The sequence below is a fragment of the Sulfitobacter aestuarii genome (assembly GCF_042685005.1).
GTDB classification, from domain to species: domain Bacteria; phylum Pseudomonadota; class Alphaproteobacteria; order Rhodobacterales; family Rhodobacteraceae; genus Sulfitobacter; species Sulfitobacter aestuarii.
The window spans coordinates 153,223-170,646 of record NZ_JBHUMP010000004.1; the positions used below are offsets into that span (position 1 = coordinate 153,223).

Sequence of the window (17,424 nt, forward strand, 5' to 3'; positions counted from 1 at the left end):
GCTGAAGAATTTCCCAGGAGGCCGCATGGACCTGCCCTTTGACGGCGCGATCAGTGCCTATTTCGAGAATGACGCCCCCGAAGCGATCCGCAACGCGATCCGCCGGGCCGACAAGGATGAGATCCTCACCGCCTCCTATCCGCATGGCGAGCGGCTGGCACGCAAGGTCTATGAGCATGAATTCGAGAAGCTGCAGATCGAGCTGGTCAAGCTGCAATCCTGGGTACGCAGCCGCGGCAAACGCATCGTCATGGTCTTCGAGGGACGCGACGCGGCCGGCAAGGGCGGCACGATCGAGCGTTTCCGCCAGAACCTCAACCCGCGTGGCGCCAGGGTCGTCGCGCTGCCCAAACCGAGCGAGACCGAAAGGCAGGAATGGTATTTCCAGCGCTATATCGAACATCTCCCGACGGGCGGCGAAATGGTGTTCTTCGACCGGTCCTGGTACAATCGCGGCGTGGTGGAGAAGGTCTTCGGCTTCTGCACCGACGAGGAGCGCGAACATTTCTTCCAGCAGGTGATCCCCTTCGAAAAGATGCTGGTCGACGACGGGATCCACCTGTTCAAGTTCTGGCTCAACGTCGGGCGCGGCGAACAGCTGCGCCGTATCCTCGCGCGCGAGAGCGATCCGCTGAAGCAATGGAAGCTCAGCAAGATCGACGTCGAGGGCCTGGGCCGCTGGGAGGCCTATTCGAGCGCCATCCGCGAAACGCTGGAGCGCTCCAACAGCCCGCAGACCCCCTGGACGGTGATCCGCTCGGACGACAAGCGCCGCGCCCGCCTGGCGGCGATCCGCATCGTGCTGCACGCCTTTGATTACGACCGCAAGGATGTGAAGGCGATCGGCGCCATCGACCAGCAGATCTGCGGCGGGCCGGGCATCTGGGATGTCTAAACGGGGCTATCACCACGGCAACCTGCGCCAGGCCCTGATCGAGGCGGCGCTGGAACTGATCGAACGCCGCGGCCCGACCGGTTTCACTCTCTCGGAAGCCGCCAAACGGGCCGGGGTGACCCCTGCGGCGGTCTATCGCCATTTCGAGGGCCGCGAGGATCTGATCGCCGAGGCGGCGCTGCAGGGCTACGGGATCTTCGCCGAGCTGATGGAACTTGCCTATGAATCCGGTCAGCCCTCGGCGCTCAAGGCTTTCGAGGCGACGGGCCGCGCCTATCTCGCCTTCGCGCGCAAATATCCCGGCCATTACATCGCGATGTTCGAAAGCGGCATTTCGGTCAATCGCTCGCCGGAGCTCGCCAGCATCTCGAACCGCGCCAATGCGGTGCTCGAACGCGCAGCCAGCGACCTCAGCCAGCATATTCCGGAAGACAAACGCCCGCCCGCATCGATGTTCTCGGCCCATATCTGGGCCATGAGCCACGGTGTCGTCGAGCTTTTCGCGCGCAATTCGCCGGGCCGCGCCTCGCCGTTCCCGCCCGATGACCTGCTCGAAACCGGCATCGGCATCTACCTGCGCGGTCTCGGGCTGGTACGCCCGGACGAATGAACGCTCAGGCCTCTGCCATCTCCCCCAGCACCTGCGCGGCAATCTCAAAGGAGCGCAACCGCGCCGCGTGATCATGGATCTGTCCGGTCAGGATCAGCTCATCCGGCTCGTAGCGCGCAATCAACGCCTGCAATTGCGCCGCGACCATATCCGCCGTGCCGCAGGCCGAGATCCGCAGCGCCTGATCCACCCCTTCGCGAATCCGTGCCCCGAGCGCCGCATCGATATCCGCCACCGGCCGCGGCAGTTTGCCGGGCTGCCCGAGCCGCAACCGCGCGAAGGCCTGCTGTTGCGAACTGCGCAGATAGGCCGCCTCTGCCGCGCTTTCGGCGGCGAAGACATTGACCGCCAGCATGAAACGCGGCGCCGCGAGATCGGCTGACGGTCGGAAATCCCGCCGGTAGATCGCGGCCGCTTCCTCCAGCGCGTCAGGCGCAAAATGCGAGGCAAAGGCATAGGGCAACCCGAAATGCGCGGCCAGCTGAGCGCCGTAGAGCGACGATCCGAGGATCCACACCGGCACCTTGGTCCCGACCCCGGGATGCGCCTGCACCGGCGCACCGGGCTGGGGATCGCCGAGATAGGACATGAGCTCCGCAACGTCATCGGGAAACCGATCGCCCGCCTGCATCCCGCGCCGCAGCGCTCGATAGACCGCCTGGTCCCCGCCCGGAGCGCGCCCCAGCCCGAGATCGATCCGCGGCCCGTGGATCGTCGCCAGCGTGCCGAATTGCTCGGCGATCGCCAGCGGCGCGTGGTTGGGCAACATCACGCCGCCGGCCCCGATCCGAATGGTGTCGGTATGATCGGCGACATGACCCAACAGCACCGATGTCGCCGCCGAGGCGATCCCCGGCATGTTGTGATGCTCGGCCATCCAGAAACGATGATAGCCCCAACGCTCCGCATGGCGCGCCAGGTCGACGGAATTGGCAATCGCCGTGGCGGCATCCGAGCCTTCCGGCACCGGGGCGAGATCGAGAACCGAATAACGCATGACATCTCCTCTGCACCCGGCTGACCTATGCCCTGCACGTCTGCTTTGAAAGCCTCGGGCCCGAAAATATCCGCAGCGGGAGCGCGCGCCGCCCCGCCTCTTCTTACCAAAAATACTCGCCCCGCAGGGTCCGACCGGCACAACGAAAAAGGCCGCCTCCGAAGAAGCGGCCTTTCCCTGATCTGGCAGTAAAGCTTAGCGCTTGGAGAACTGGAAGCTCTTACGCGCCTTGGCCTTACCATATTTCTTCCGCTCGACGACGCGGCTGTCGCGGGTCAGGAAGCCTGCCGCCTTCAGCGCGCCGCGCAGGGACGGATCGTAAAGCTGCAGCGCCTTGGAGACACCATGCTTGACCGCACCGGCCTGACCGGAGAGACCGCCGCCCTTGACGGTGGCAACCACGTCGAACTGGCCTTCGGTATTGGTGATGGTGAACGGCTGGGCCAGGATCATCTGCAGCACCGGGCGTGCAAAATATTCGTTCTGCGGCTTGCCGTTGACGGTGACCTTGCCGGAGCCCGGCTTGATCCAGACACGGGCGACCGCGTCCTTGCGCTTGCCGGTCGCATAGGAGCGACCCAGGCTGTCACGGACCGGCTCACGCGGGGTAAGCTCGGTTTCGGTGCCCTGCACGCCACCGATGTTTTCGGTCACGACGCCTTCCAGGCCTTCGAGTGTTTTGATTTCGTCAGCCATGCTCATGCGCTCCGCGTGTTTTTGGAGTTCATGGACTTCACGTCCAGAACTTCGGGGCTCTGGGCCTCGTGGGGATGTTCGCTGCCAGCATAGACACGCAGGTTGGTCATGATCTGGCGGCTCAGACGGTTGCCCGGCAGCATGCGCTTGACCGCCTGGGTCACGACGCGCTCGGGATGGGCGCCCTCGAGGATCTGCGCCTTGGTGCGCGACTTGATCCCGCCGGGGTGGCCGGTGTGCCAGTAGAAATGCTCTTCGCGCTTGCGACCGGTCATCTGGACCTTGTCGGCATTGATCACGATGACATTGTCACCGCAATCCATGTGGGGCGTGAAGGACGGCTTGTGCTTGCCACGCAGACGCATGGCAATGATCGATGCAAGACGGCCCAGAACGACGCCCTCGGCGTCGATAATGATCCATTTCTTGTCGATGTCTGCCGGTGTTGCAGAGAAGGTTTTCATCGGACATTCCAGTTTCAAAGTGAGGGCGCCGCGCAAATCGGCACGGCGCCTTGGTGATGGGCGGGTTATAAACGACGCTTGCGCCGGGTCAAGCGCCACATTCTCCAGAAAAACATTCCAAAACAACGTGTTATAAATTAGGTATTATATTACCCCACATTCAGACGCTGATCTGCTCCGGCGGATTGTCGAGCAGCATGCGCAGCCGCAGCATCGCCGCCTCGAAGGCCCGCAGCCCGACCTGCCCGTTGACCGCGATGCGCACCGCGTGGGGCGCGCGCCCGTCGCGCAGGGCGAATTCATCGGCCGAACGGATCAGTACCCCCTGGTTCTCGGCTGCCCGACAGAAACCCGCAGCCCGCCAGCCCGGCGGCAGGTGCAGCCAGACAAAGGGCACCTCGCGGTCCCATTGCAGCTCGAAACCGCCGAGGGCATTCACCGCCACCTCGACATAATCGCCGATCCGCGCCCGGCTGCGCTCGGCGATGCGCCTTGTGCCCGGGTCGGTGAGCAGGATCCGCGCCAGCTCGGCCACCGGATAGGCGAGGCCGAAAAACCCATACTCCGCCACCCGGCGCAGGTCGGCGGAACGTCCGGTCGGGGCCAGCGCATAGCCGAAACGGAGCGCCGGGGTCAGGGATTTGGAGATCGACGAGACATGCCAGGTGTTCCCCGGCATCAGCGCGCGATAGCTCGGCACCCGCGGCCGCGCCAGGCCATAGCAATCATCCTCGAGTATCCCCAGACCGAGCCGCCGCGCCACCGCCACGACCGCCTTGCGCCGCTCGTGCGACGTCTGTCCGCCGGTCGGATTCTGCACCTCGGGCGTGGTGCAGAACAGCTGCGCGCCGCTGGTCTTGGCCGCATGTTCCAGCGCATCGGGCAGCACCCCCTGCGCATCCATCGCCACACCGACGACCTCCGCGCGCATGATCTCGGCGGCGCGGCGGAACCCGGCATAGGAAAGATCCTCGACGAGGATCACCGGTTTCGGCCCGCGCAGCGCCGCCTGCATCACCAGGGTGATGGCGCTCTGGCCGCCATGGGCCAGCACGACGTCCTCCTCGACCAGCGCGCCGAGCGGCAGATCGGCCAGCCAGTCAACCACCGCCTGGCGCACCGGGCGATAGGCGTCGCGGGTCGGATAGTTCAAAAGCCCCTCGACCGGCCCCCGCGCAATCTGAACCAGCGCCGCGCGGATCGCCTCGCCCTGCCCCGCATCGGGCAGGCGCGGGCTGAACAGCGACACGACATTCGGCTCGCCCGGCGCGGCGGGTTGCGACCAGACGTCGTCCAGAACTTCGGTGCGCGAGGGCGCGACGAAGGTGCCGCGCCCGACCTCGGCCAGCAGCAGCCCCTCGTCGGTCAGCGCGCCATAGGCCCGCGCCACGGTACCGGGCGTGATTTCGAGCTGCCAGGCGAGTTCGCGCACCGGGGGCAGACGGGCACCGACCGCCAGCTCACCGGAATCGATCGCCGCCCGAATGAGCCGGATCACCCGCTTGTACTTTGGCCCCTCGCCGGAAATCTGCTGCTTCTGCCAAATTGTATCCATTACAATGTTCGCCTAGCCATCTTGTACGGATTTTTGTACCATTTTCATGTAGAGAGATTCAATATTGTGTCAATACAATTCGAAAAGGAAACATCCCATGGCGCGCGCTTTCACCGCTTCGACCGACTTGAGCCTTTCCAACCGGCGCAGCCTGCCGGTTGCGGCACGGCTCGCGGTTCGCTTTGCGGGGATTGCGTCGCTCTGGACCACCCGTCACCGCAGCCGCCGCGCGCTCGGCAAGCTCGAGCCCTGGCAGTTGGAGGATGTGGGACTGACACCGGGACAGGCCGTACGCGAGTCTGCCCGCGTGTTCTGGAAAGCGTAGCACCCTGTCACGCCTGCCAGACACTCTCAAGGGCCGGGTTTTCCCGGCCCATTTTTTTTCGCAACGTCGCTTTATCGGCGGGTCAGACCCCCCGGCGCGGCGGGATCGCATAGGTCAGGCTGGCCCGCGCCACCGGCTCCTCCATCCCCTCGGAATAAAGCATCACATCGCTCACCGAGAGCACTTTCCCGAGCTTCAGCAACCGCCCTTTGGCGATCAGATCGACACCGGCGGCGGGTTTGCGCATGAAGTCGATCGCGCAATTCGTGGTAACCGCCAGCGCCTCGGGCCCGATCATCGCCAGCGTCATCAAATAGGCGGAGACATCGGCCAGCGCGAACATCGACGGGCCCGAGATCGTGCCGCCGGGACGCAGGTGCTTGTGCGTGACGCGCAGCCGCACGGTGATCTCGCCGGGGCACACCTCTTCCACGGCGAAATCCTCCGCGACCTGTTCGAAAACTTCGTGCATGAAGGCATCGAGCGCCTCCGCCTGCATCTTTATCACCATCAAACATCCTCCTGTCGCTTTCCCGCAATTGGCCCGTCACGTGGCGCAAAGGTCAAGCGGCGTCTGTCGCGCCGTTGCGTCGCGGCGTCCGCACCGGCCGAGGCGTCAGTACCGCCCGAGCGGGAAGCGAGATTTTTCGGCATAGGCCTCTGGCAATACCGGCGCAATTGCGGCAATGATGTGATCGGGCCGCAAGGTCTCGACGATTTTGGGTCGCCGCGGGCGGAAGGTCCCTCCAGGTCAGCCTCTCACTGACCGACCGTTCCCGCAGCGGCGACGCCAAAAATCCCGCAGGACGCTCCCCGCGATGCGGCTCTTTCCCTTCCTGATGCGCCACCCTTGCTGTTGCGTCGCGCCGGGTGCTGGCCTACATCGCCTCTATGACAGATAAACTTCACATCATCGGCGGCGGCATGGCCGGGTCCGAAGCGGCCTGGCAGGCCGCCGAAGCCGGGCTGCAGGTCGTCATCCACGAAATGCGCCCCAAGGTCGGCACTTTCGCCCACCAGACCGGGCTGCTCGGCGAGATGGTCTGCTCCAATTCCTTCCGCTCGGATGACAGCGAACAGAACGCCGTCGGCCTGCTGCATTGGGAAATGCGCGCTGCCAACGGGCTGATCATGGCGATGGCAGACAAGCATCGCCTGCCCGCCGGCGGGGCCCTTGCCGTGGACCGCGACCCGTTCGCGGAATCGGTTACCGCGGTGCTGCGTGCGCATGAGAATGTCACCGTCGAGGAGGGCGAGATCACCGAGCTGCCGCGCGACGGGCATTGGATCATCGCGACCGGGCCGCTGACCTCCGGCGCCCTTGCCGAGGCGATCGCCGCCGAGACCGGCGCCGACGCGCTGGCGTTTTTCGACGCCATCGCGCCGATCGTTCATTTCGAGTCGATCGACATGGACAGGGCGTGGATGCAGTCGCGCTATGACAAGGGCGAGACCGAGGAAGAGCGCACGGCCTATCTCAACTGCCCGATGGACAAGCATCAATACGAGGATTTCATCGACGCCCTGCTGGGTGCGGACAAGACCGAGTTCCGCGAGGGCGAGACCGCCAATTACTTCGACGGCTGCCTGCCGATCGAGGTAATGGCCGAACGCGGCCGGGAAACGCTGCGCTTCGGTCCGATGAAACCGGTCGGCCTGACCAATGCCCATGCGCCGACGGACAAGCCCTATGCCGTGGTGCAGCTGCGCCGCGACAACAAGCTGGGCACGCTCTATAACATGGTCGGCTTCCAGACCAAGATGAAGTACGGCGCGCAAACCGATGTTTTCAGACGTATTCCCGGACTGGAGAATGCCCAGTTCGCGCGGCTTGGCGGGATCCATCGCAATTCCTTCATCAATTCACCCCGCCTGCTTGACGCGCAGATGCGGCTGCGCAGCCAGCCTCATATCCGCTTTGCCGGACAGATCACCGGCGTCGAAGGCTATGTCGAGAGCGCCGCCATGGGGTTGCTCGCCGGGCGCATGGCGGTTGCAGAAATGCTGGGCCGACCGCTGCCACCGCCGCCCGAAACGACGGCGATGGGCGCGCTCATGACCCATATTACCGGCGGTGCCGATGCCAGGACCTTCCAGCCGATGAACGTCAATTTCGGGCTCTTCCCGCCGGTGGAGGGGCTGAAAGGCGGCCGCCGTGGCCGCAAGGACCGCTACAAGGCCTATACCGACCGCGCCAAGGCCGACTGGCAGGGCTGGCTGGAAAGTTAAGACTGGACGAAGTGCCGTTTGCTTTCTAGCCTGTAGGCATGAGCGACAAGATGAGCGACAAGTTTCTCGACCGGGCCTATAACATCCGGGACCCCAACGCGATCCATCAGCTTTATGACGCATGGGCCGCGAGTTACGAGGCGGAAGTGGGCGAAAATGGTTACGCCGCCCCGGCCCGCTGCGCTGCCGCGCTTTCCCGTTTCGTTGATGACAAGGACCAACCGGTGCTCGATTTCGGCTGCGGCACCGGGCTCTCCGGCCTGGCTCTGCGGATGGCCGGTTTCAACGTCATCGACGGCTATGACGTCTCGTCCGAAATGCTGGTGCAGGCGCAGAGCAAGATGATCTATCGCCATCTCGAGAAGATCGAACCGGGCGCCGAGCTCACCCATGAACCGGGCAAATATGCGGCCATTGCCGCGATCGGGGTGATCGGGCGCGGCGCGGCGCCGATCTCGGTCTTCGACATATTGATGCACGGGCTCGGCAAAGGCGGCAAGCTGGTCTTCACGTTCAATGACCATGCGTTGGAGGACAAGGCCAACGAAGGCCGTTTGAATGAATGGACCGATTGCGGCGCCGCGCATCTGCTCTATCGTGACTATGGGCCGCACATGCCCGGAATCAACCTGAACTCCAACGTGTATGTGGTTGAGAAGGCTTGATTTTCACAACAAGGTTTGCCCCGTCACCGACCGGGCCGCTGCATCTTGGCCATGCCTATTCGGCGCTGTTGGCCCATGATCTTGCGCGGGCATCAGGCGGGCGTTTCCTGCTGCGGATCGAGGACATAGACCGCGCCCGCGCGCGTCCCGAATGGGAGGCGCAGATCTACGAGGACCTCGCCTGGCTCGGTATCGACTGGCCCGAACCGGTGATGCGGCAATCCGGGCGTCTGCCGGTCTATCACGCGGTTCTGCAGGATCTCTGGGAGCGGAATGCCGTTTTCGCCTGCCACTGCACCCGCCGTGACATTGCCGAGGCCGCCAATGCGCCGCAGGAAGGGGCGACGATACTGGGACCGGATGGGATCGTCTATCCCGGCACCTGTCGCGGGCGACGCTGCGGCGACGGTGAGACGGCAATCCCGACACAGGCGGCGTTGCGGCTCGACATGGGGGCGATCGCCGAAGGTGCTGCGAAGGCCGAGCCGCTGGGGTTCCACGAGGCGGGTTGCGGCCCGGATGGACAAAGCGGATGGATCGGTTTCACCTTCGAAGAGCTGTGCCGCGATATCGGCGATGTGGTGCTGTCGCGGCGGGACATGGGCACGTCCTACCACCTCTCCGTGGTACTCGATGACGCGGCACAGGGGATCACCCATGTCTTGCGCGGGCAGGATCTTTTCGAGGCGACGAAGATCCATGTGGTGCTGCAGCGGCTGCTCGGCCTGCCGACACCGATCTACAACCACCACAAGCTGATCCGCGACGAAGCCGGGCGGCGGCTCGCCAAACGCGACGACGCGCGCGCCATCTCCCTGTACCGCAGCGAAGGCCGAACGCCTCAGGATATACGAAAGATGGTAGGACTTTAGCGGCGGTACCTCATGTTATTCGCCGGTCATGGGTTCCTGCGTTTCCCGCACCTCTCCATCCTCGACCTTGCTGTAGAAACAGCTGCGTCGCCCGGTATGACAGGCCGGGCCGGTCTGGTTCACCTGCAAGAGCAGACAGTCGCGGTCACAATCAAAGCGTAGTTCGACGAGCTCCTGCACATGGCCGCTGGTGGCGCCCTTGACCCAGAATTCCTGCCTCGAGCGGCTCCAATAGGTGACCTGCCCGCTTTCAAGCGTCCGTGCCAGGCTCTCGGCGTTCATCCAGGCCATCATCAGCACTTCACGGCTCTGCGCATCCTGTGCGATGACCGGAATCAGCCCGGCGTCGTTATAGGTCAGGCTCTGGGGGTCGAATTCCATGACGGCTCCTTGGTGGAAAGCTTTTGCATCTGCGGCGCTGCAGCTTATGTAGGCAGTGACAGCGAAAGGGAACAGGCAAAGGATTTCCGATGTCCAGCGAAAACGATCTGATCAAACTCTATTCGGCACGGATCCTGGCACTGGCCGCCGATATCCCGCATCTCGGTCGGCTGGATGAACCTGACGCCAGCGTGACCCGACGCTCGCCGCTCTGTGGCTCCACCGTGACGGTCGATGTGAAGACGCGGGACGGGGTGCTGACCGGGCTCGGTCAGGATGTGAAAGCCTGCGCGCTCGGTCAGGCAGCGGCGGCCGTGGCCGGTGCGGCTGCCCCGGGGGCTAGTCTTGCCCAGATCGAGACGGCGCGCAACCAGCTGCGCGCGATGCTGAAAGACCAGGGTCCGGTGCCGGACGCGCCCTTTGACGGGTTTGAAGTGCTGAGACCGGCCGTGGCCTACAAGAACCGCCATGCCTCCATCCTCCTGGCGATCGAGGCAATCACCGAGGCGATGCAACAAGCCAGCGCCGGGGCTTCGGCGGATGTCGGAAAGTCCTGACCCGGCTGTTCCAAGGGCCCGGTCCGAAGCCGGATACTGAACGGCACGGCGCATGGGCACCTCCGCTATCCTGCGAAAAAAACGCCGCACATCCGTGGGAGGATGGCGGCGCAGGTGTAGCGTGCTCATGTGGGACCCGGTATCCTGGCTCCGCGAGACAACGGATCCGTCACAGGACAGGCGAGACCTGACGGATGCATCGGTTTGGGACAGATGCAGGCCAGACCGGCATGAGAGCGCAGGCAGAAGTCAGACAAAGATCGGCAGATGCAATCCGACAAGCAGCATCACCATTAGAGCCGCGGCGCCGGCGGCGTCCTGCAACAGGGTCGCCTGCGAGCGCGCCACGATGGATTTGAGAAAGTTGAACGTTGTCATTGTGAACCTCCGATCTCTGTTGCCTCTTTGTTCTCATTTCGACCGCGTTCTGTAAAGAACTTTTTGAGAACAAAAGCGAACAAATGGGGCGGTTGTTCGTTAACCCACTGAAATCAAACGAATGGCCTCGTCCTGCCGCATCAGCCAGAGCAGCATCCGTGCCGCCTGCCCGCGCTCGCCCTGCAACCTCGGGTCCTGTGCCAGCAGGCTGCGGGCATCCGATTGTGCGATGGCCATCAACCCGGCCTGCCGTTCGAGATCCGCCACCCGAAACCGCGGCACGCCGGATTGCGCAGTGCCGATGAGATCGCCGGTGCCACGCATCTGCAAATCCGTCTCGGCGATCCGGAACCCGTCCTCGGTCTCGCGCAGGACTTCGAGCCGCCGTCTTCCGGTCTCGTTCAGCGGCGGCTGATACATCAGCAGACAGGTCGAGGCACCCTCGCCGCGCCCGACGCGGCCGCGCAGCTGGTGGAGCTGCGCCAGCCCGAAGATCTCCGCCCGCTCGATGACCATGATCGTGGCATTGGGCACGTCGACCCCGACCTCGATCACCGTGGTGGCGACCAGAACCTGCGTGCACCCCTCCTGAAAGGCGCGCATCGCCGCGTCCTTCTCCGACGGCAGCATCTGGCCATGGACCAGCCCGACCACCCCCTCGCCAAGCGCCGCGCGCAGGCGTTTGAAACGCTCCTCGGCGGCGATGAGATCGCTGACCTCGCTCTCCTCGACCAGCGGGCAGACCCAATAACATTGCCGCCCCTCGGTTATGGCCGCGCGCAGCCGCGCGATCACCTCGTCGATCCGTTCGGTGCTGATCATCGCCGTGCGGATCGGCTGACGCCCCGGCGGTTTCTCGTCGAGGATCGACACGTCCATGTCGCCATATTGCGCCAGCGCCAAGCTGCGCGGGATCGGCGTGGCGGTCATCACGAGGATATCGGCCTGACGGCCCTTCTGTCCCAGTTCGAGCCTCTGGCGCACGCCGAAGCGATGCTGCTCGTCAACCACCGCCAGGCGCAGGTCATGGAACGTGACATCGGCCTGAAACACCGCATGGGTGCCGACCAATATCTGAATGTCGCCGCGCTGCAAGGCGTCGAGCTTCGCCTTGCGCTCGGTGCCCTTGTCGCGCCCCGTAAGGATCTCCAACACCACCCCGGCCTGCTCGGCCAACGGGCGCAGACCCTGCAGATGCTGACGGGCGAGGATTTCGGTCGGGGCCATCAACACGCCCTGCCCGCCCGCCTCGACCGCCCGCAGCAGCGCCATGAAGGCGACCAGTGTCTTGCCCGCCCCGACATCGCCCTGCAGCAGCCGGTTCATGCGGTTCTGCCCGGCCATGTCGGAGGTGATCTCCTCTATCGCGCGCTGCTGTGCGCCGGTCGGGGCATAGGGCAGTGCCGCAAGAATACGCGCCTGCAGATGACCGTCGCCGGTGCTGGCGCGGCCCTTCTTGCGCCGGTCGCGCTGCCGGGCGAGGGCCAGGGTGATCTGATGGGCCAGCAATTCGTCATAGGCAAGCCGTTCCCGCGCCGGGGCGGTTGCAGCGATATCGGCCAGCGATTGCGGATCATGCGCGCGCCGCAGCGCCTCGGCAAAGCCCGGCCATCCCGTCTGCTGGCGCTGGCCGGGATCGATCCATTCGGCGAAATCCGGCACCCGGGTCAGAGCACAGCGCGTCGCCTTGTACATCAGCTTCTGTGTCAGGCCGCTGGTCAGCGGATAGACCGGCTCGAAACGCGGGATCTCGGTGCCCTGCTCCTCCGGCACGGCGAAATCGGGATGAACCATCTGCGCCATGCCATCAAAGAGCTCGACCCGGCCCGAAACGATGCGCCGTGCGCCCTCGGGCAATTGCCGCTGCAGGTAATCGCCCCGGGCATGGAAATAGACCAGCTGGAAACTGCTCTGCGCGTCTTCGACCTGGATGCGATAGGCACCGCCCTTGCCGCTCGGCGGCCGGTGGCGACCGATCGTGACCGCCACGGTCAGCACCGTCGGCAGCACCGCTTCCCTGACACTGTCGCTGAGCTGCCGGTCGATGCCCGAATGCGGCAGGGTAAACAACAGGTCGCGCGGTGCCTGCACCCCGAGCTGCCCGAGCAGCTGCGCGCTTTTCGGCCCGACGCCCGGCAGGGTCTCAAGCCCCGCGAAAAGGGGGTAAAGAGGCTCGGGACGCCCGCTCATGCCTCGCCGATCAGGGCCAGCCAGCCGTCCTCATCGATGATCTCGACGCCGAGATCCGCCGCCTTCTTCTCTTTCGATCCCGACCCCGGCCCGGCGATCAGCAGGTCGGTCCTGGCGCTCACCGAACCGGAAACCTTGGCGCCGAGCCGCTCGGCCCGGGCCTTGGCCTCCGCGCGGGTCATCTTCTCCAGACTGCCGGTGAAGACCAGGGTCTTTCCGGTGACGGGGCTGCCGCTGGTATCGGGACGTTCGGCGGGGATCACCTCGAGCTCCGCGACCAGCCGGTCGATCGAGGCGCGCTCGGCCTCCTGCGCGAAGGCATTGACGAGCGAGCCGGCCATCACCGCGCCGACGCCGTCGATCCCGATCAATTCCTCCCAGGCGGGGCCCTGCCGATCCTGCGCGGCGCGCACCGCCTGCTCGACCGCTTCCCAGCTGCCGTAATGCAGGGCGATCAGGTTCGAGGCCGATTCCCCGACATGGCGGATGCCGAGTGCGAAGATCAGCCGCGCCAGCGAAATGCGCCGCTTGTCCTCGATGGCCTGGAATAGCTTGGCGGCAGATTTGGCCCCCCAGCCCTCGCGGTTCTTCAACTGCTGCACGCCACTGCCGAAGCGCGCGCGCAGAGTGAAGATATCCGCCGGTTCGCGGATCCAGCCATCGCCATGGAATTGCTCGACCTGCTTGGCGCCGAGACCATCGATGTCAAACGCCGCGCGGGACACAAAATGTTTCAGCTTCTCGACCGCCTGCGCAGGACAGATCAACCCGCCCGAACAGCGGCGCACCGCATCGCCGGGCTCACGAACGGCATCACTGCCGCATTCCGGACAGAGGGTCGGAAAGGCATAGGGCCTGCTGTCCGCCGGCCGCCTGGCGAGGTCCACGTCCGAGATCTTTGGGATCACGTCACCGGCCCGGTAGACCTGCACCCAGTCGCCGACGCGGATATCCTTGCCGCCGCGGATCTGCTCGCCCTTGCTGTCGAGCCCCTTGATGTAATCCTCGTTGTGCAGCGTCGCGTTGGAGACCACGACCCCGCCGACCGTCACCGGGGAAAGCCGCGCCACCGGAGAGAGCGCGCCGGTCCGCCCGACCTGGATGTCGATCGCCTCGAGCCGGGTCCAGGCGAGCTCGGCAGGAAATTTATGCGCCAGCGCCCATCGCGGCGTGGTGGAGCGAAACCCGAGCCGCTCCTGCAGCGCCAGGTCATCGACCTTATAGACCACCCCGTCGATATCATAATCGAGCGTCGCGCGCTGTTCCTCGATCCGCGCGTAATGGGTCAGCATCTCCGCCGGACCGTCGCACAGCGCGGTGAGCGGATTGGTGGTGAAACCGAGCGTATCAAGACGCGCGATGGCGGCGCTCTGCCGCTCGCCCAGCGGTTGTGACAGCGCGCCCCAGCCATAGGCAAAGAAGCGCAGGGGCCGGTCGCGGGTGATCTCCGGATCGAGCTGGCGCAGCGACCCGGCCGCGGCATTGCGTGGATTGGCGAAGGTCTTGCCGCCGCGTTCCTGCTGACGCGCGTTGAGCGCCGCAAAATCGGCGCGACCCATATAGACCTCGCCGCGCACTTCCAGCAGCTCCGGCGCACCGTAAAGCCGCTGGGGAATATCGGCGATGGTGCGCGCATTGGCGGTGACATTCTCGCCCACCGCGCCGTCGCCGCGCGTCGCCGCCTGCACCAATTGGCCCGCCTCATAGCGCAGCGAAAGCGACAGCCCGTCGATTTTCGGTTCCGCCGTATAGGCCAATGGCGCATCGCCGGGAATGCCGAGATATTTCCGGATCCTTGTGTCGAATTCGCCGATCTCCCCGGCATCGAATGCGTTGGCGAGCGACAGCATCGCCTGCGCATGGGTGACCTTGGAAAACCCCTCCGCCGGTGCCGCCCCGACCTGCTCGCTGGGGCTGTCGGAACGTTTCAGATCCGGAAACCGCGCCTCGATCGCGCCATTGCGCCGTTTCAGCGCATCATATTCGGCATCGCTGAGCTCCGGCGCATCCTGACGGTGATAGGCCTCATCTGCCGCCGCGAGCGCCGACGCCAGCCGCGCCAATTCCGCCGCTGCCTGTTCCCGCGTCAGCGCCTCTATCTCGATCTGGGATGTCAAGAACCCGCCTCCGGACCTGTCGTTTCGCCCTTCTAGATAGGCGGCACGGCAGGACAGGTCCAGCGGCTTTCGCCCGGCTCAGGCTCCCATGGCGAGACGCTGCGGATCGTCAAGCGCCAGCGGTTCGGGATCGCGCAGCACATAGCCCCGCCCCCAAACCGTCTCGATGTAATTCTCCCCGTCCGTGGCCAGGCTCAGCTTCTTGCGCAGTTTGCAGATGAACACGTCGATGATCTTCAGCTCAGGTTCGTCCATGCCGCCATAAAGATGGTTGAGGAACATTTCCTTGGTCAGCGTTGTCCCCTTGCGCAGCGACAGAAGCTCGAGCATCTGGTACTCCTTGCCGGTCAGATGCACGGTCTTGCTGTCGACGCTGACCGTCTTGGCATCGAGATTGACCGAGATCTTGCCGGTGTCGATCACCGATTGCGAATGCCCCTTGGAACGTCGGATGATCGCATGGATCCGCGCCACCAGCTCCTCGCGGTGGAAGGGCTTGGTCAGATAATCGTCGGCGCCGAAGCCGAAGCCCTTGATCTTGTTCTCCGTATCGTCGGCGCCGGAGAGGATCAGGATCGGCGTTTCGATCCGCGCCAGGCGCAGCTGGCGCAGCACATCATGGCCATGCATATCCGGCAGATCGAGATCGAGCAGGATCAGATCGTAATCATAGAGCTTGGCCAGATCGATCCCCTCTTCCCCGAGATCGGTCGCATAGACGTTGAGATTGGCATGGGTCAGCATCATCTCGATGCTCTTTGACGTGGTCGGATCATCTTCTACTAACAGGACACGCATTCAAATTCTCCACATCATCAATTTTGAGCTGTAACAGATCGTGAATAGAATAGGTTAATCACACGTAAACGATGCATCGTTAATACACTGGCAACTTAAAGTTGTCTATATTTTTGCAATGCAGTCGCCTTCAACGCCCCCTCGCCATGTTCCGAAACCGCCCGGACCCATTCCATGAATTCCTCCTCGCTGATCTGGTATCGCTCGAGCGCCGCCGACTGGCTGATCAGCCCGTAGATCACGCCGCGCACCACCGCGGCCTTGCGCGAGGCCACCCAGCGGCAAGTATCGCCCGGCGGCAGATCCGCCCGCGTCATGACGCTGCCATCGGCGAGGGTGATCGCCCGTGGCCCGGCTACTTTTTTCAGATACATGATCTCGTCCGATCTTTTACCGCGACGAATCTTGCGCCCCGGCACTTAACGTGAGATGAAGCCGACCCTTGTGAGTGGCTCGTATTTTCCTATATTCCACGACAAACCCCGGAGACCGCCCCATGCCGCTCGACCAGACACCGCCGCTCAATTCCCTGGGCTTCGCCAAGGCGCCCGCCGACACCCGTGTCGTCGTGGCCATGTCGGGCGGGGTGGACAGTTCGGTCGTCGCCGCGATGCTCGCCGAGGAGGGCTATGACGTGGTCGGTGTCACCCTGCAGCTCTACGATCACGGCGCCGCTCTGGCCAAGAAGGGCGCCTGCTGTGCCGGGCTCGACATCCACGATGCGCGCCGGGTGGCCGAAAAGATGGGCTTTCCCCATTACGTGCTGGATTACGAGAACGTCTTCAAGGACGCGGTGATCGACGAATTCGCCGAAAGCTATCTCGGCGGTGCCACGCCCGTGCCCTGCATCCGCTGCAACGAGCGGGTGAAATTCAAGGACCTGCTGGAGACGGCAAAGGATCTCGAAGCCGATTGCATGGCCACCGGCCATTACATCCAGCGCAAGATCGGCACGACCGGCGCCGAGCTGCATTGCGCCGCCGATGCCAACCGCGACCAGAGCTATTTCCTGTTCTCCACCACAGCCGAACAGCTCGATTACCTGCGCTTCCCGCTCGGCCACCTGCCGTCCAAGGACGACACCCGGGCGCTGGCGGAGAAATACGGGTTGACGGTGGCCAACAAGCCCGACAGCCAGGACATCTGCTTCGTGCCCAACGGCGATTACGCCGCGGTGATCCGCAAGCTGCGCCCCGAAGCTGCCGATCCCGGCCAGATCGTCGATACCGAGGGCAATGTGCTCGGCGATCATGAGGGCGTGATCCACTACACCATCGGCCAGCGCCGCGGTCTCGGCATCGGCGGGCTCGCCGATCCGCTTTACGTGGTCAGGCTCGACCCGAGCCGCAAGGAGGTCGTCGTCGGCCCAAAATCCATGCTCGCCACGCGCACGATCCCGGTCAAGGAGATCAACTGGCTTGGCGATGCGCCGCTCACCTCGCGCAGCGAATGGCCAATTGCCGTGCGGGTGCGTTCCACCCGCCCGCCGCGCGACGCGATCCTGCGGCCCCTGTCGGACAGCACGGCGGAGGTCGAATTGCTGACTCCGGAAGAAGGTGTCTCGCCGGGTCAGGCCTGCGTCTTCTATGACCCCTACAGCAGCCGTATCTTCGGCGGCGGCTGGATTCACCGCGGCTGAGACCCGTCACCGACGTTTCTTCTGACGATAAATACCTCAGGGAGTTTGAGGGACAG

The 17,424-nt window shown here is 64.4% G+C and carries 19 protein-coding genes; 8 read left to right on the forward strand and 11 right to left on the reverse strand.

All coding sequences use genetic code 11. From position 1 onward, the window contains the following. Positions 1–25 precede the first annotated feature (25 nt). Both ppk2 and ACFSUD_RS07220 read left to right on the forward strand, forming a co-directional pair. On the forward strand, positions 26–895 hold the full coding sequence (gene ppk2, locus ACFSUD_RS07215) for a polyphosphate kinase 2 (protein ID WP_386372873.1): 870 nt from the start codon (positions 26–28) through the stop codon (positions 893–895). Then, complete coding sequence (locus ACFSUD_RS07220; RefSeq protein ID WP_386372875.1) at positions 888–1,505, forward strand: TetR/AcrR family transcriptional regulator; 618 nt, start codon at positions 888–890, stop codon at positions 1,503–1,505. The genes ppk2 and ACFSUD_RS07220 overlap by 8 nt, the downstream gene beginning before the upstream one ends. A 4-nt stretch (positions 1,506–1,509) precedes the next feature. Here the strand turns inward: ACFSUD_RS07220 and ACFSUD_RS07225 are convergent, their stop codons facing one another. The 4 genes from ACFSUD_RS07225 to ACFSUD_RS07240 form a co-directional block, all read right to left on the reverse strand. Beyond that, the gene (locus ACFSUD_RS07225; RefSeq protein ID WP_386372878.1) at positions 1,510–2,502 is read right to left on the reverse strand and encodes an LLM class flavin-dependent oxidoreductase; all 993 of its coding nucleotides are present in this window, start codon (positions 2,500–2,502) and stop codon (positions 1,510–1,512) included. A gap of 195 nt (positions 2,503–2,697) precedes the next feature. Next, positions 2,698–3,198: a 30S ribosomal protein S9 gene (gene rpsI, locus ACFSUD_RS07230; RefSeq protein WP_386372880.1), complete on the reverse strand. Its 501-nt coding sequence runs from the start codon at positions 3,196–3,198 to the stop codon at positions 2,698–2,700. Between the two features lie 2 nt (positions 3,199–3,200). Next, complete coding sequence (rplM, locus tag ACFSUD_RS07235) at positions 3,201–3,662, reverse strand: 50S ribosomal protein L13 (RefSeq protein ID WP_386372882.1); 462 nt, start codon at positions 3,660–3,662, stop codon at positions 3,201–3,203. Positions 3,663–3,822: 160 nt separating this feature from the next. Beyond that, positions 3,823–5,217: an aminotransferase-like domain-containing protein gene (locus tag ACFSUD_RS07240; protein ID WP_386372884.1), complete on the reverse strand. Its 1,395-nt coding sequence runs from the start codon at positions 5,215–5,217 to the stop codon at positions 3,823–3,825. A gap of 97 nt (positions 5,218–5,314) precedes the next feature. Here ACFSUD_RS07240 and ACFSUD_RS07245 point away from each other — a divergent pair, with 97 nt between their 5' ends. Next, positions 5,315–5,542 (forward strand): DUF1127 domain-containing protein, encoded by a 228-nt coding sequence (locus ACFSUD_RS07245; RefSeq protein WP_386372886.1) that lies wholly within the window; start codon positions 5,315–5,317, stop codon positions 5,540–5,542. Between the two features lie 82 nt (positions 5,543–5,624). Here the strand turns inward: ACFSUD_RS07245 and ACFSUD_RS07250 are convergent, their stop codons facing one another. Beyond that, a complete protein-coding gene (locus ACFSUD_RS07250) occupies positions 5,625–6,053 on the reverse strand; it encodes a PaaI family thioesterase (RefSeq protein ID WP_386372888.1) in 429 nt (142 codons plus the stop codon). 380 nt (positions 6,054–6,433) lie between these two features. Here ACFSUD_RS07250 and trmFO point away from each other — a divergent pair, with 380 nt between their 5' ends. The 3 genes from trmFO to gluQRS are packed head-to-tail and all read left to right on the forward strand — an operon-like array spanning position 6,434 to position 9,308. Continuing rightward, complete coding sequence (gene trmFO / locus ACFSUD_RS07255) at positions 6,434–7,771, forward strand: methylenetetrahydrofolate--tRNA-(uracil(54)-C(5))-methyltransferase (FADH(2)-oxidizing) TrmFO (protein ID WP_386372890.1); 1,338 nt, start codon at positions 6,434–6,436, stop codon at positions 7,769–7,771. 50 nt (positions 7,772–7,821) lie between these two features. After that, a complete protein-coding gene (locus ACFSUD_RS07260; RefSeq protein ID WP_386372892.1) occupies positions 7,822–8,436 on the forward strand; it encodes a class I SAM-dependent DNA methyltransferase in 615 nt (204 codons plus the stop codon). Then, complete coding sequence (gene gluQRS / locus ACFSUD_RS07265) at positions 8,433–9,308, forward strand: tRNA glutamyl-Q(34) synthetase GluQRS (RefSeq protein ID WP_386372893.1); 876 nt, start codon at positions 8,433–8,435, stop codon at positions 9,306–9,308. Before ACFSUD_RS07260 ends, gluQRS begins: the two co-directional genes overlap by 4 nt. Before the next feature lie 15 nt (positions 9,309–9,323). Here gluQRS and hisI read toward each other — a convergent pair whose 3' ends face one another. Continuing rightward, positions 9,324–9,689: a phosphoribosyl-AMP cyclohydrolase gene (gene hisI, locus ACFSUD_RS07270; protein ID WP_386372895.1), complete on the reverse strand. Its 366-nt coding sequence runs from the start codon at positions 9,687–9,689 to the stop codon at positions 9,324–9,326. An 89-nt stretch (positions 9,690–9,778) separates the two neighbouring features. On the opposite strand from hisI, the gene ACFSUD_RS07275 reads away from it, so the two are divergent. Further along, positions 9,779–10,246 (forward strand): iron-sulfur cluster assembly scaffold protein, encoded by a 468-nt coding sequence (locus ACFSUD_RS07275; protein WP_386372897.1) that lies wholly within the window; start codon positions 9,779–9,781, stop codon positions 10,244–10,246. A gap of 249 nt (positions 10,247–10,495) precedes the next feature. Here the strand turns inward: ACFSUD_RS07275 and ACFSUD_RS07280 are convergent, their stop codons facing one another. From ACFSUD_RS07280 to sciP, 5 genes are all read right to left on the reverse strand, one after another. After that, positions 10,496–10,624 carry a hypothetical protein gene (locus ACFSUD_RS07280; protein WP_386372899.1) on the reverse strand — a complete coding sequence of 43 codons (129 nt, stop codon included), beginning with the start codon at positions 10,622–10,624 and terminating at the stop codon, positions 10,496–10,498. 99 nt (positions 10,625–10,723) lie between these two features. Beyond that, entirely contained in the window at positions 10,724–12,814 is a 2,091-nt protein-coding gene (recG, locus tag ACFSUD_RS07285; protein WP_386372901.1) for an ATP-dependent DNA helicase RecG, read from the reverse strand. Beyond that, entirely contained in the window at positions 12,811–14,931 is a 2,121-nt protein-coding gene (gene ligA / locus ACFSUD_RS07290; protein WP_386372903.1) for an NAD-dependent DNA ligase LigA, read from the reverse strand. The genes recG and ligA overlap by 4 nt, the downstream gene beginning before the upstream one ends. Positions 14,932–15,009: 78 nt before the next feature. Beyond that, positions 15,010–15,729 (reverse strand): response regulator transcription factor CtrA, encoded by a 720-nt coding sequence (gene ctrA / locus ACFSUD_RS07295; RefSeq protein ID WP_386372904.1) that lies wholly within the window; start codon positions 15,727–15,729, stop codon positions 15,010–15,012. Positions 15,730–15,824: 95 nt separating this feature from the next. Then, complete coding sequence (sciP, locus tag ACFSUD_RS07300; protein ID WP_386372906.1) at positions 15,825–16,103, reverse strand: CtrA inhibitor SciP; 279 nt, start codon at positions 16,101–16,103, stop codon at positions 15,825–15,827. A gap of 122 nt (positions 16,104–16,225) precedes the next feature. Here sciP and mnmA point away from each other — a divergent pair, with 122 nt between their 5' ends. Beyond that, positions 16,226–17,368, forward strand: a complete 1,143-nt coding sequence (mnmA, locus tag ACFSUD_RS07305; RefSeq protein WP_386372907.1) for a tRNA 2-thiouridine(34) synthase MnmA — start codon at positions 16,226–16,228, stop codon at positions 17,366–17,368. Positions 17,369–17,424: the final 56 nt, after the last annotated feature.